13 protein-coding genes are annotated in these 13,317 nt (G+C 48.8%); 9 read left to right on the top strand and 4 right to left on the bottom strand.

Annotated elements, in window-relative coordinates:
• Window positions 1-471: 471 nt before the first annotated feature.
• Window positions 472-720: a DUF2627 family protein gene (locus tag KNO98_RS03320; RefSeq protein ID WP_026825751.1), complete on the bottom strand. Its 249-nt coding sequence runs from the start codon at window positions 718-720 to the stop codon at window positions 472-474.
• Between the two features lie 134 nt (window positions 721-854).
• Here KNO98_RS03320 and KNO98_RS03315 point away from each other — a divergent pair, with 134 nt between their 5' ends.
• The 8 genes from KNO98_RS03315 to KNO98_RS03280 all read left to right on the top strand — a co-directional run bounded on the left by KNO98_RS03315 (window position 855) and on the right by KNO98_RS03280 (window position 10,469).
• The gene (locus KNO98_RS03315; RefSeq protein ID WP_026825752.1) at window positions 855-2,492 is read left to right on the top strand and encodes a sigma-54-dependent Fis family transcriptional regulator; all 1,638 of its coding nucleotides are present in this window, start codon (window positions 855-857) and stop codon (window positions 2,490-2,492) included.
• Window positions 2,493-2,613: 121 nt separating this feature from the next.
• Window positions 2,614-3,510: a phosphate butyryltransferase gene (gene yqiS / locus KNO98_RS03310; protein ID WP_214698955.1), complete on the top strand. Its 897-nt coding sequence runs from the start codon at window positions 2,614-2,616 to the stop codon at window positions 3,508-3,510.
• Window positions 3,511-3,535: 25 nt separating this feature from the next.
• Window positions 3,536-4,657, top strand: a complete 1,122-nt coding sequence (locus KNO98_RS03305; RefSeq protein ID WP_214698953.1) for a Glu/Leu/Phe/Val family dehydrogenase — start codon at window positions 3,536-3,538, stop codon at window positions 4,655-4,657.
• Window position 4,658: 1 nt separating this feature from the next.
• Complete coding sequence (gene buk / locus KNO98_RS03300; RefSeq protein WP_214698951.1) at window positions 4,659-5,750, top strand: butyrate kinase; 1,092 nt, start codon at window positions 4,659-4,661, stop codon at window positions 5,748-5,750.
• Entirely contained in the window at window positions 5,734-7,143 is a 1,410-nt protein-coding gene (lpdA, locus tag KNO98_RS03295) for a dihydrolipoyl dehydrogenase (RefSeq protein ID WP_214698949.1), read from the top strand. Before buk ends, lpdA begins: the two co-directional genes overlap by 17 nt.
• Before the next feature lie 12 nt (window positions 7,144-7,155).
• Window positions 7,156-8,163, top strand: coding sequence for a thiamine pyrophosphate-dependent dehydrogenase E1 component subunit alpha (locus KNO98_RS03290; protein WP_371742740.1), 1,008 nt, complete (start codon window positions 7,156-7,158; stop codon window positions 8,161-8,163).
• A complete protein-coding gene (locus tag KNO98_RS03285) occupies window positions 8,163-9,140 on the top strand; it encodes an alpha-ketoacid dehydrogenase subunit beta (RefSeq protein WP_214698947.1) in 978 nt (325 codons plus the stop codon). Before KNO98_RS03290 ends, KNO98_RS03285 begins: the two co-directional genes overlap by 1 nt.
• Window positions 9,141-9,152: 12 nt before the next feature.
• Entirely contained in the window at window positions 9,153-10,469 is a 1,317-nt protein-coding gene (locus KNO98_RS03280; RefSeq protein ID WP_214698945.1) for a dihydrolipoamide acetyltransferase family protein, read from the top strand.
• A 44-nt stretch (window positions 10,470-10,513) separates the two neighbouring features.
• Here KNO98_RS03280 and KNO98_RS03275 read toward each other — a convergent pair whose 3' ends face one another.
• The 3 genes from KNO98_RS03275 to KNO98_RS03265 form a co-directional block, all read right to left on the bottom strand.
• A complete protein-coding gene (locus KNO98_RS03275; RefSeq protein ID WP_026825760.1) occupies window positions 10,514-10,729 on the bottom strand; it encodes a hypothetical protein in 216 nt (71 codons plus the stop codon).
• 16 nt (window positions 10,730-10,745) lie between these two features.
• Complete coding sequence (locus KNO98_RS03270) at window positions 10,746-11,126, bottom strand: hypothetical protein (RefSeq protein WP_214698943.1); 381 nt, start codon at window positions 11,124-11,126, stop codon at window positions 10,746-10,748.
• 119 nt (window positions 11,127-11,245) lie between these two features.
• Window positions 11,246-12,019, bottom strand: a complete 774-nt coding sequence (locus KNO98_RS03265; RefSeq protein ID WP_214698942.1) for a sporulation protein — start codon at window positions 12,017-12,019, stop codon at window positions 11,246-11,248.
• 99 nt (window positions 12,020-12,118) lie between these two features.
• On the opposite strand from KNO98_RS03265, the gene KNO98_RS03260 reads away from it, so the two are divergent.
• Window positions 12,119-13,303, top strand: coding sequence for a class I SAM-dependent methyltransferase (locus KNO98_RS03260; protein ID WP_214698936.1), 1,185 nt, complete (start codon window positions 12,119-12,121; stop codon window positions 13,301-13,303).
• Window positions 13,304-13,317 lie beyond the last annotated feature (14 nt).

Raw genomic sequence — 13,317 nt, 5'->3', positions numbered from 1 at the left:
TTGAAGAAATATAATCATCTCGGTTCGCTATCCGATTATAGCTCAGAGGTGGGAACGACACCTCAAGTCGTTAATGTCCCGACGTGAGGTCGCGACAGTCGCTCATTTGCGAGACGATTCTATTATCAGCTCGAAGCTAGGGGTTGGTATAGGGAAAACGAATCGTTCAGTTAACCAAAAGGAGTGTTGTCAACCGTTGAACAGTTTATGGCAAGCGCTCGACTTCACAATGGATGGTTGGACATGATCCGATAATCAAAAAGTTAGTAACTCGAATGGAAGCGTTCCGTTCACGCAAGACGGCAGTTACTAAAATTCTTTCATACTTCTTCATTAAGAAGACGTTGGATATCATGTCAAAGCAAGCAAAGTAGTTAGAAAGGAGATCATCCGTAGTGATCACAATTCAATACGAATAAAAGGTTCCGCACTTGAAATGAAGTCAAGTTAGGGAACCTTTTTTTTGTGTACTTATGAGTCGAATCGTTGAACTTTTCCTGATTTCTTGTCGCGGTTAAAAATATAGCCAGCTACAAATCCGATCCCACCCATGGCGAGCAGAAGTCCAAAGGTCCCCTGCAACATAGAGGCGGCAGCGAGTGAATCAATCCATGTGAAGGGTGTGCTCGTCTTCAAAAAGAAGCTGTCGCGGAGCAATTTGATTCCGTAGACACCTAGTAGTCCGGGGATGATTAAGATTAGAAGTGCGATGAAACGCATGCAATCTCCTCCTTTACCATACATTATTTTAACAGAAATCATTTCGCTCGACACTGTCTATTTTTAGGCGACTTGCGAATCAACATAGGATTCAGTAGCATGAAGAAGAGAAGAGAGATGATGGGGGAATAAGTATGAATAAACGATTGATGATTGTCGGGGCCGGAAAAGGCGGGTCAGAGGTCCTTCATATGTTGATGGATTCACCACTTGCGACTATTGTGGCAGTCGTTGACTCTGATGTATCGGCTGAAGGAATCGCTCTTGCGAAAAGTTACGGCATCGCTGTGACAGACGATTGGACAAAATATGCTGAAGCTAAGCTAGACTTTGTCATCGAAACAACCGGACAGCATCAAACGTTCGAAGAGTTGAAAGACCATTTTAAAGAGGCGGTCGTGTTACCAGGAGAGTTTATTCGTATCGTTGTCGAGCGGTTGAAGCAGAATCAACAAATGCTTGAAGCAATCATTGAATGTACGAGTGAAGCCATTTCGGTAGCCGACCATCATGGGAACACGATATTGATCAACCCATCATACACTCGTTTGACGGGATTTAAAAAAGAAGACGTTGTCGATAAGCCGGCAACGGCTGATATCGGAATGCAAGAAAGTGTCCATTTGAAAGTATTGTCTACCGGGCAAGGCGTCAGGGACATCAGAATGCAAATCGGTGCGACTCGACGGGACATTCTCGTGAACGCGGAACCAATCATCGTGGAAGGTAAATTACGCGGCTCGGTCGGGGTCATCCGAGATGTGTCTCAAATCCGTGCGCTTCGAGATGAATTACAGGAAGCGAAAACACGCATTCGGAATCTAGAGGCGAAGTATCAGTTTGCCGATATCATCGCGACGAGTGATGCGATGCGATTTGTCATTGAGCAGGCAAAACTTGCTGCGGTGACCCCTGTGACAGTATTGATTCGTGGAGAATCGGGAACTGGGAAAGAATTGTTCGCCCATGCCATTCACGGGGAGTCCCCCCGGAAATATAAGAAGTTCATTCGGGTCAACTGTGCCGCCATCTCGCCAACGCTTCTTGAGAGTGAGTTGTTCGGCTATGAGGATGGCGCGTTCAGCGGTGCCAAACGAGGCGGGAAAACGGGTTATTTCGAGGAAGCGGACGGTGGTTCGCTCTTTTTAGACGAAATTGGTGAATTGCCGCTCGATGTCCAAGTGAAACTGTTACGTGTCCTACAGGAAAATGAAATCGTGCGAGTTGGAGGGACAACGGCGATCCCAATCGATGTCCGCATCATTGCCGCAACGAATGCCGATCTTGAGCAAAAAGTGGGGGATGGGTCCTTCCGTGAAGATTTGTATTACCGGATCAATCGTATGCCAATCCACATACCACCTTTACGTGAACGGTTGAATGAACTCGAAGCGCTGTGTGACCGAATCGTACGGAAGTTGAATCAGGAATATGGTCGTAGTGTACGTGGGGTAGACGAAGATGCGTTGATTCTACTGAAAAGTCAGCATTGGAAAGGGAACGTCCGAGAACTTGAGAACGTGATTGGGCGGGCGATGATTTACATGGCGAGCACCGACCAGTGGATCGCGCCTCACCACTTACAATTATCAAATCGGTCTACAAGTCAAAAAGTAGTTGAGTCCGGGACATTCCATGAGGCCGTAGCGAAATATGAGCGAGATTTGATTGAACGGACGATTGAAGAAGCCGGTGGGAACAAATCAGAAGCAGCCCGCCGATTAAAGATTTCGATTCGGACATTATATAACAAATTAGACACCACGCAATAATCTGCATGAACATTTATGCATGGTAAGCATTAATCTGCATGGTGCCCCGCATTATAAAGCGCTTACATTTTTGGAATTAAACTTGCTTATGATATAGTGTAGAGGTCAAGGGGGGACAATGATGAATTTTGAACGGATGCTGACGAACGCGAAACAACTAGAAGGTTGTACCGTGTCCATTGCGGGTGCAGCGGACGAAGAAGTTATTCGGGCCGTAAAACTTGCTACGGATCATGGCTTGTCTCGTTTCATTTTGTTCGGCGAAGCTAGAGAAATCCGGAAGTTATGTGAGCAGCATGAGATCGATGAGTCAAACGTCGATATTTTACATGCGAAAGGTGATGTAGAGATTGCACGCCGCGCCGCGCTAGCCGTGAAAAACAAAGAAGCGGATGTACTCATGAAAGGAATGGTGTCGACATCTACTTTCATGAAAGCTGTCCTCAATCGAGAGGCTGGTCTTCGGACGAAACGAACGCTCAGTCATGTGGCTTTATTCCAAATTCCGAATCGAGAAAAGCTGATCGGTGTGACTGATGCTGCGATTCATATTGCGCCGACGCTTGAAGAAAAAGTTGAAATCATCCACAATGCTGTCGAGGCGATGCATGACATTGGTTACGCATCACCAAAAGTTGCAGCAATCGGAGCGGTCGAAGTTGTCAATCCACAGATGAATGCGACACTCGATGCCGCGTTACTCAGTCAAATGAATCGTAGGGGTCAAATCAAAGGCTGTATCGTAGACGGACCACTCGCACTCGATAATGCGGTCGATATGATTGCGGCCAAGCAAAAAGGAATCAACAGTGAAGTAGCCGGTCAAGCTGACTTATTAGTCGTACCATACATAGAGGTCGGCAACGTCCTTTATAAATCAATCATGTATTTTGCAGAGGCGAGCGTAGCGGCGATTGTCGTCGGCGCATCAGCCCCTGTCGTGTTGACGAGTCGTGCCGATACTGCAGAAGCGAAACTATATTCACTCGCATTCGCTTTGTTACATGCCAAAAATTAATCATATTTAACAGGAGGAATTAACCATGATGGAAACAAACACAGAACCACGCTTCCGTATTTTTGATGTTTTACAATCTGAGGACTATGAACAAATCGTATTTTGTCAGGACCAAACTTCAGGACTAAAAGCAATCATCGCGATTCACGATACGACACTCGGTCCAGCGCTCGGTGGACTTCGCATGTGGAACTATGAATCAGAACAAGAAGCACTCACAGACGTCTTGCGCCTTGCAAAAGGAATGACGTATAAAAATGCGGCAGCCGGTCTCAACCTTGGGGGCGGAAAAGCTGTCATCATCGGAAATGCGAAGACGGATAAGTCAGAAGCGCTCTTCCGTGCGTTCGGTCGTTACGTACAATCACTTAGCGGGCGTTACATCACGGCTGAAGATGTCAACACGACAGTTTCAGATATGGATTTCATTCATATGGAGACAGACTACGTAACAGGCGTTAGCCCAGCATTCGGCTCGAGTGGTAACCCTTCACCTGTAACAGCATACGGTGTGTATCGTGGGATGAAAGCGGCTGCTAAATGGAAGTTTGGCACCGACTCGCTCGCCGGGAAGACGGTTGCTGTACAAGGTGTCGGAAACGTCGCCTATAATTTATGCCGCCACCTCCACGAAGAAGGTGCGCATTTGATCGTGACAGATATTAACGAGGAAGCACTCAAACGTGCGGAAACTGACTTTGGTGCGACTGTCGTCAAGCCGGATGAAATTTACTCTGTCGAATGTGACATTTTTGCCCCATGTGCACTCGGTGCGGTCATCAACGATCAAACGATTCCACAGTTAAAAGCTCAAATCGTCGCAGGTGCTGCGAACAACCAATTGGCAGAAGATCGTCACGGTGATGTGCTCGACGAGAACGGTATCCTCTATTCACCAGATTTCGTCATCAACGCTGGAGGTGTCATCAACGTCGCCGACGAACTCGAAGGATACAACCGAGAACGCGCGATGAAAAAAGTCGAACTCATTTATGACAACATGATGCGCGTCTTTCAAATCGCAGAACGTGACGGTGTACCGACACACGTCGCGGCCGATAAGATGGCTGAAGAACGTATTCAGATGATGTCGCGTTCACGCAGTCAATTCCTAAAAGTCGAAAAAAGCATTCTAGGGAGACGCTAAGATGACGAAACGGCTAATTCTTGCAATCAACCCAGGGTCGACCTCGACGAAAGTTGGATTGTTTGATGGGAAGGAAGAAGTGATGACTCGCACGGTTCGTCATGAGATTGACGTGACCGGCCTCACTCTTCCGGAGCAATTGCCTCATCGTGAGCAAGAAGTACGTGCCTTGTTAGAAGAGACTGGCATCGCGGTCAACGATTTGACCGCGGTCGTCGGTCGTGGTGGCTTACTTGCGCCAATGACATCGGGAACATATACCGTCAATGAACTCATGCGTGAGGATTTGACGAGCGGTCGTTTCGGTATGCACGCATCCAACCTTGGTGGATTGATTGCTTCTAAAATTGGTGAGCACGAAGGAGTCCCGAGTTTCATTGTCGATCCAGTCGTCGTCGATGAGATGCATGAGTTGGCCCGTAAGACGGGTATATCAGAGATTGATCGTCGGAGTATTTTCCATGCTCTTAACCAAAAGGCCGTTGCGAAGCGATTCGCATCTGAAAATGGAAGCGATTACAACGAGCTGAATCTCATTGTTGCGCATCTCGGTGGCGGAATCACTGTCGGTGCACATGCGGCCGGCCGCGTCATTGATGTGAACAATGGACTGGACGGGGACGGTCCGCTTGCACCAGAGCGTGCCGGTTCAATTCCTGTTGGACAGGTAGTAGAACTATGTTATAGTACCAGGTATAAAGAATCGGAAATGAAGAAGAAAATTGTTGGTCAGGGCGGACTGTTCGCTCACCTCGGAACATACGATGCGATTGAGATTGAACAACGCTTAGAAACAGGTGACGATGAGGCGAGACTTTTGTATGAGACGATGGCTTATCGCGTCGCTCAAGAGATTTCTAAACATGGGGCGACATTATGTGGTCGTGTAGATGCCATCTTACTGACGGGCGGGATCGCATATTCCGACTGGCTGACTGACAAGATTAAGGAGCGTGTCACTTATCTCGCGCCGGTACACATTTATCCGGGTGAAGATGAACTAAAAGCGTTGGCTGAAGGTGCGCTTCGCATCATCGAGAAGGAAGAGACCGCACGAGTTTATGAGGGGGATACACATGGCACAAGAATTTGATGTTGTCGTCATCGGTGGAGGACCAGGAGGATATGTGGCCGCGATTAAAGCGGCCCAGGCAGGAAAATCTGTCGCAATCGTCGAGGCGAAGAAGTTAGGCGGAACCTGCTTACATAGAGGATGCATCCCGACGAAGGCGCTCTTAAAAGCGGCACACGTTTATCAAACGGCGAAACAGAGTGCGACGTATGGTGTGGAAACGGGAGACGTGACGTTCAACATGGAACGGGCCCAAACGTATAAGCGCGATCTCGTCGCTGGCCTAGAAAAGGGAATCGAGCATTTGATGAAACAAGGAAAGATCGAAGTGTTTCGGGGGAAAGCCTCCATTCTTGGACCAAGTATCTTCTCACCACAACCAGGGACCGTATCGGTTGAAGATGAAAGCGGTGAGTCGGAACTCATCTTGCCGAACCAATTGATTATCGCCACAGGATCGATTCCACGTGAGCTTCCTGGGTTACCGTTCGATCACGAGCGTATTTTAAACTCAGACGACTTGCTCAATTTCGAGACACTACCTGAATCGATTGCGATTGTCGGTGGCGGTGTGATCGGAGTCGAATGGGCATCGATGCTCGTCGATTTGGATGTGAATGTGACGTTGATTGAAGTAGGCGATCGTTTACTCCCGCTCGAGGACAAGGCGGTCTCCCGTGAAGTGGAGCGGTTATTGAAGAAGCGCGGTGTTCGTGTGAAGAAAAGTGTGACAGTCGATGCGGAACGGACATTGATTCATGAAGATGCGGTGGAACTTGCTGTTGGGGAAGACATGTTGAACGTTGACTGTGTCCTCGTCTCAGTGGGTCGTGTCGCTAATACAGAAGACCTGGGGCTACAAAATACGTCCATCGTCGTCGAGAGCGGGATCATTCAAGTCGATAGCCAGTATCGGACGAAAGAACGTCATATCTTCGCAATCGGTGACTGTATCGGGAAGCTACAACTCGCCCACGTCGCTTCAGCAGAAGGAGTGAAGGCCGTCGAGACGATTCTTGGTCTTGAGCCGACACCACTCGATTATATGCTCATCCCACGCTGTGTATACAGTGTCCCTGAAGTCGCCTCGGTCGGTCTGACAGAAGAAGCAGCAAAAGATGCGGGACATGACGTGAAGACAGGGACGTATCGCTTCAACGGCCTCGGGAAAGCGCGCATTGAAGGGCAAGCCGACGGATTCGTCAAACTCGTTTCGGACAAAGAGACAGATGACCTGCTCGGTGTCCATATCGTCGGACCGAAAGCGACTGAACTCATCACTGAAGGCGGGCTCGCACTCGTCTTGAACGCGACCGCTTGGGAGATGGGGCAACTCGTTCACCCACACCCTGCACTAAGTGAGGCTTTCCAGGAAGCGGCGCTCGCCGTCGATGGATTACCGATTCACGCCTAAGGAGGAACAAGGATGGAACAGATGACTGTAAACTCATATGAAGAGCTCGGCTTAACAAAACAAGATTTATTGGCGATGTACGAAACGATGGTGCGTGCGCGTAAAATTGATGAACGGATGTGGAAGTTGAACCGCGCCGGGAAAATCCCGTTCGTCGTTTCGTGTCAAGGTCAAGAGGCAGCGCAGGTCGGGGCGGCGTTCGCACTCGAAAAAGGAATCGACTATGTCCTCCCTTACTATCGTGATGTGGCGGTCGTCCTACACTTCGGTCAAACTTCAAGAGACTTGATGCTGTCGGCGTTCGCGAAAGCGGAAGATCCGAACTCGGGCGGTCGTCAGATGCCTGGACACTTCGGCTCGAAAGAGCATCGCATCGTGACGGGTTCATCTCCGGTTACGACACAAGTCCCTCATGCTGTCGGAATCGCACTCGCAGCGAAGATGAAAAAAGAAGAGCTCGTCACGTTTGTCTCGTTCGGTGAAGGGTCTTCCAACCAAGGAGATTTCCACGAAGGTGCAAACTTTGCCGGTGTCCACAAACTTCCGGTCATCTTATTCTGTGAGAACAACAAATATGCGATCTCGGTACCACTCACGAAGCAGTTGGCATGTGAAAGAGTATCTGACCGGGCGAAAGGTTACGGGATGCCAGGCGTGACAGTCGACGGGACCGACCCGATTGCCGTTTATGCGGTCGTGAAAGAAGCGCGTGAACGTGCTCTGCGCGGAGAGGGACCGACACTCATCGAAGCAGAAGTGGAACGCCTCGTACCTCACTCATCAGATGACGATGACAAAGCCTACCGCTCAGCGGAAGAATTGGCTGGATTGAAAGAACGGGACGGCATAAAACTATTCCGTCAGCGCCTCATTAACGAGGAGGTCGCTACGTCTGATGTGCTCTCGGAAATTGACGAGAAGATTGATTTAGAAGTGAACGAAGCGACGACGTATGCGGATAAGGCACCGTACGCTGCGCCTGAATCTGCAATGGATTACGTTTACGAGGAGGAAAAATGATGAAAACGTTTATCGAAGCGATCAACGAAGCGATTCATGAGGAAATGGAGCGCGACGAAAACGTCTTCGTCGTCGGAGAAGACGTCGGCGTTCGCGGCGGGGTATTCCGTGCCACACAAGGGTTGATTGAGAAGTACGGGGAAGGTCGTGTCATCGATGCACCGCTCGCCGAGAGTGCGATTGCTGGTGTCGGTGTCGGAGCTGCGATGTATGGGATGCGACCGATCGCAGAAATGCAATTCGCAGACTTCATCATGCCAGCAGTGAACCAAATCGTATCGGAAGCTGCGAAAATTCGTTACCGCTCGAATAACGATTGGACATGTCCGATGGTCATCCGTGCGCCTTTTGGTGGAGGAATCCACGGGGCCCTCTATCATTCGCAATCGGTCGAGGCGATGTTTAGTTCGACGCCAGGCCTTAAAGTCGTCATTCCATCAGACCCGGTCGATGCGAAAGGATTATTGAAAGAGGCGATTCGTTCAAACGACCCGGTGCTCTTCTTTGAACATAAGCGTGCCTATCGTCTTTTGAAGGCAGACTTGCCGACGGACGAATATACGGTCGAAATCGGTAAGGCGGCAGTCAAACGTGAAGGCGATGACATCACAATCATCACATACGGTCTCTGTGTACACATGGCACAAGAGGCAGCGAAAACGCTCGAAGAGGAAGGGATTAGCACGCACATCCTCGATCTTCGTACTGTCTACCCACTCGACCAAGAAGCCATCATTGAGTCGGTCAAGAAGACTGGTAAAGTGCTACTCGTGACAGAGGACAATAAAGAAGGAAGCATCATTGGAGAAGTCGCGGCGATTATTGCAGAGAAAGCGCTTTTCGAACTCGATGCACCGATTGAACGCTTAGCGGGCCCTGATGTTCCAGCTATGCCGTATGCACCACCGATGGAAAAATTCTTTATCGTATCCCCAGAAAAAATTGCCGAGCGGGCACGTCAGCTCGCGGCGTTTTAAGGAGGCTTCTCCATGGAACAAACGATTACAATGCCCCAACTCGGGGAGAGTGTGACAGAAGGAACGATTACGACTTATCTCGTCAAACCGGGCGACCGTGTGGAAGAATACGAGCCACTCGCTGAGGTCATGACGGATAAAGTCACTGCTGAAATTCCGGCGACCAGTGCGGGAACCATCAAAGAATTCCTCATTCCAGAAGGGGAGACGGTCAGTGTCGGGACACCGGTACTGACGATGGAAGTAGAAAGTGCCGAGGAATCAGCGGTTGAGACGAAGACCGAACCGATCGCAGAAACGACTCCTGCAGAACCCGTGGCGAAGCAAGCGGTCGCTGTCGCTCCGAAAAAACAAAGTGGCAACGGGCGTTTCTCTCCTGCAGTCATCCGACTCGCCAATGAGAACAACATCGATTTGAGTGAATTGAGTGGGAGCGGTCTAGGTGGCCGTATCACGCGTAAAGATATTCTTCGTTATCTCTCGGATGGCCGCCCGTCGACTTCTGATCAGGCGACGCAGGCACCCGTTCAAGAGACGATGGTACAAACGAAGATGGATGTTCCGACTGAGGCACCACGTCCTGTCGTCGAGCCGTCGCAACCGGTCGCATCGACATCCACTTCTTCTGGACGCTATGAATCCATTCCGACAGCAGGTGTACGTCAAGCGATTGCGAACAATATGGTCCGCTCAAAACACGAGGCCCCGCACGCATGGCTCATGATTGAAGTCGACGTGACGAATCTCGTCGACGCCCGGGCAAAACTGAAAGACGAGTTCATGAAACGGGAAGGTGTCAAATTGACATTCATGCCGTTCTTCATGAAAGCGGCGATCGAGGCATTGAAGAAATATCCGATGATGAACTCAGAGTGGGCGGGCGATCATATCAAAGTTCACCAAGACATCCATCTTTCTGTGGCTGTCGCGGCAAACGACGCCCTTTATGTACCGGTCATTCGTCAAGCGGATGAGAAGAACATCAAAGGACTTGCTGTTGCACTTCAAGACGTGGCGTCACGTGCGCGTGAGAACCGTTTGAAGGCAGAAGAGATGCGTGGCGGGACGTTCACGATCAATAACACAGGTGCGTTCGGTTCGATTCAGTCGGCACCGATTTTGAATTACCCACAAGCTGCCATCCTATCGGTCGAATCGATCGTGAAACGTCCGGTCTGGATGAACGGGATGTTCGCGGCACGCGACATGGTCAACCTTTGCATGTCGGTCGACCATCGTGTCCTCGATGGTCTCGTCGCAGGTCAGTTCTTGCAAGCAATCAAACAATCACTCGAGTCCATCGACCCGAACACGTATACGTTGTATTAATTGATGAAAAATGGAGGCGCTCCCGAGTTGGGGCACCTCCATTTTTATGCGTTATAGCCGAAGAATAGCGTGAAGACAAAGCTTACGGCTGAGATAAGTAAGAGAAGGATCGTTAAGGACATGCCCATTGTGACGATTCCTTTAGACAGTCGGTGTTTGGATTTGTAGAGTGCGTACGCAAACACGAGACTGAATATGACGAACGTCGCGAATAGTGTGAGCGGGATTGCACGGTCTTGGAGTAACTGGAGTATATCCAAAGTTAAATCATCCTTTCTAATCATGCACCTTCTCAAATCGCCGTTGATGGACACGGTACATAAATCTGGTAATCAGAACGAATATGAGAAGGAACACCCAATATACGAAGATATAGTTTATTGCAAACGCAGGAATCCCATCATGTCTGGCTGAGGAAATCCAAAGAAGAACGAGTGAGGCCGGGAAATGGAGGAAGAGTACAAGATAAGGTACGAACTTCAGGAATGATAAGGCATTTGTAGACGGATTACGCATTAAACCCATCGCAATCAAACCGATCAACACCTCGAGCCCACCAAGCGTGAAATAGGCGAGTGAATCAGTGAAACTAGTCTCTAGAATGGGTAAGGCAAGTGGCGCAAGGCCGAAACTCCCGATCATTATTAAAGCGAACAAGATGTAGTCACCTCCTGAAAATTTGACTCCTTATAATAATTGTAAGATATTGGATGTAAAAACTCAACGTCCCACTAAAAAAACACGCCATTCCTATGAATGACGTGTCGGCTAGTTCCTTAAATCGATTGTTCGATCATCGTTTCGATGTCACGACGAACTTTAGCTAATGATAAACGTGCGACGTCGTAGCGCACACGATGAGTCGATTCGTCTGAACCCGTCAAGTCGGCAAAGAGACTTCCGAGATCGTGGACACTGCGGTCGACTTGAATGAGAAGTTCAATCGTGTCCTCGTCTTGTAAAATCACAATTTCTACTTCATCTAGCTGGCGACCGAAACGCGAACCGTTCGCTGAATACTCGAGTTCTTGTGCAATCGGAAGGCGACCGGACCGGTGGCGTGCCGGAAGCATCTCTGTATCGGCTTTCTTCAGGCGGAAACCGAGCTCGTCCATCGCATCTAAAATGACTTGTTGGGCGGCGTTCGGTTGCACGGTGATCGCATCTTCATCTTTCGGGTCTACGGCTTGGGCGATATCTAGCCCGGTCTCAATCCATGATTTCGATTGGCTGACAGAAAGAGGTGTGTTGAACGGGACGTTGACTGTGAATTGGATTTCTTTCACTTCCCCTGGTCCAATCATAAACGGCGCCTCATTCAATAAAATCTTTTCAATCGTAAACGTCGAGTGTGTGATTTTGTCGTTCACTTCATGTTTATATAACGTGTTGAAAAACAGATAGATACTATCAACCGATTGTTCGACAGAACCGCCTTCGATATGGACGACCCCGTTCAGTTCCCCGCCGGGCGTACAGTGGCTTTCATTCAGGCGCGTATCAACTTTTGCGGCACCGATTCCGATTGAAGATAAAATCTTTTTAAACATATGTGTGTCCTCCTTTGACGTAACGCCGTCTTCGTGTAATAGTATGTACGGACAGGTGAAACGATATGTTTCAAAATTTCTTAAAAAGGATTGAATCCATTGGAATATACAGCATTATTAGAACGTCTCGAAGACGTTATTGAATCAAATCATCTCGTGTCGGCGACCATCAGTCAACCCCGCCAAAAATCAAGTGATTTAAGACGGGTCAAATTGAAACCGGTCCTGATTCGGAATGCATATCATATCCAGTTCGAGTATCAGTATGAGCGTGTGATGAATCATAAAAATTTGACACCAGACGAGGCTGTATCGGAAATGATCGAGCTCCTTGAAACGTTCAGACAAGGTCAGTTTCAATTAAAAGAATCCGATCTTCAGTTCCAGTTATCGAAAAAGTTCAAAGTGACATTGAAAGAGAAACATACGGCTCAAAAAGAAGTTCAATTGAGCCATAATCGGGAAAAGCAGTACGTGCTGCCACTTGACGAACCGGTCCCATTCTTGATTCGCCTAGGCATTCAATCTACAGACGGGAAAGTGAAACGACAAAAGTACGACAAATTCAAACAAATCAACCGCTTCCTCGAGTTCATCGAGGATTCACTCAAACATTTACCTACGGATCGCACTGTCCGTATTCTCGATTTCGGTTCGGGCAAATCGTATTTGACGTTCGCTCTCTATCATTTCTTACATGAGATGAAAGGGTATGACGTCCACATCACGGGACTCGATTTGAAGAAAGAAGTCATCGAAGAGTGTGCATCCATCGCGAAGGATCTCGGCTATGAACGGCTGGAGTTTTTAGTCGGGGACATTAATGAATATGAAGGGGAGACGGCCGTCGATATGGTCGTGACGCTCCATGCATGTGATGTGGCGACAGACATGGCGTTAGCACGTGCTGTACGTTGGGGCGCAAACGTCATCTTAAGCGTCCCGTGTTGCCAAAAAGAATTGAATCGTCAAATTCAAGCACCGAACTTGGACGTGATGCTACAACATGGACTGATCAAGGAACGTTTCGCCTCCCTCGCGACAGATTCGATTCGGGCAGAACTGCTTGGACTTGTCGGGTATGATGCACAACTGCTCGAATTTATCGATCTCGAACACACACCAAAAAATATTATGATTCGTGCCTATTTGACGAACCGCGTGGCAACCGCTGAGACGAAAGCGCGTTATCTCGCCTTCAAGCAAATGATACATGCCGATCCGTTCTTAGAACGAGAATTGAGCGATAGACTTGTCCTCGAGGTGGAACAAGACGTAAAATAGGAGAGTATAGACGA

Origin of the sequence: Exiguobacterium sp. s57 (assembly GCF_018617685.1) — a bacterium.
In the GTDB taxonomy this organism is placed as follows: domain Bacteria; phylum Bacillota; class Bacilli; order Exiguobacteriales; family Exiguobacteriaceae; genus Exiguobacterium; species Exiguobacterium marinum.
The sequence above is the reverse complement of the archived record's forward strand: the minus strand, read 5'-3'. Positions and strand labels throughout refer to the sequence as shown.

Excerpts from the sequence above, each read along its gene's own strand:
- lpdA (WP_214698949.1), top strand. The coding sequence starts at position 5,734 with ATGGCACAAGAATTTGATGTTGTCGTCATCGGTGGAGGACCAGGAGGA.
- KNO98_RS03320 (WP_026825751.1), bottom strand. The coding sequence starts at position 720 with ATGCGTTTCATCGCACTTCTAATCTTAATCATCCCCGGACTACTAGGT.
- buk (WP_214698951.1), top strand. The coding sequence starts at position 4,659 with ATGACGAAACGGCTAATTCTTGCAATCAACCCAGGGTCGACCTCGACG.
- KNO98_RS03290 (WP_371742740.1), top strand. The coding sequence starts at position 7,156 with ATGGAACAGATGACTGTAAACTCATATGAAGAGCTCGGCTTAACAAAA.
- KNO98_RS03305 (WP_214698953.1), top strand. The coding sequence starts at position 3,536 with ATGATGGAAACAAACACAGAACCACGCTTCCGTATTTTTGATGTTTTA.
- yqiS (WP_214698955.1), top strand. The coding sequence starts at position 2,614 with ATGAATTTTGAACGGATGCTGACGAACGCGAAACAACTAGAAGGTTGT.
- KNO98_RS03265 (WP_214698942.1), bottom strand. The coding sequence starts at position 12,019 with ATGTTTAAAAAGATTTTATCTTCAATCGGAATCGGTGCCGCAAAAGTT.
- KNO98_RS03280 (WP_214698945.1), top strand. The coding sequence starts at position 9,153 with ATGGAACAAACGATTACAATGCCCCAACTCGGGGAGAGTGTGACAGAA.
- KNO98_RS03285 (WP_214698947.1), top strand. The coding sequence starts at position 8,163 with ATGAAAACGTTTATCGAAGCGATCAACGAAGCGATTCATGAGGAAATG.
- KNO98_RS03315 (WP_026825752.1), top strand. The coding sequence starts at position 855 with ATGAATAAACGATTGATGATTGTCGGGGCCGGAAAAGGCGGGTCAGAG.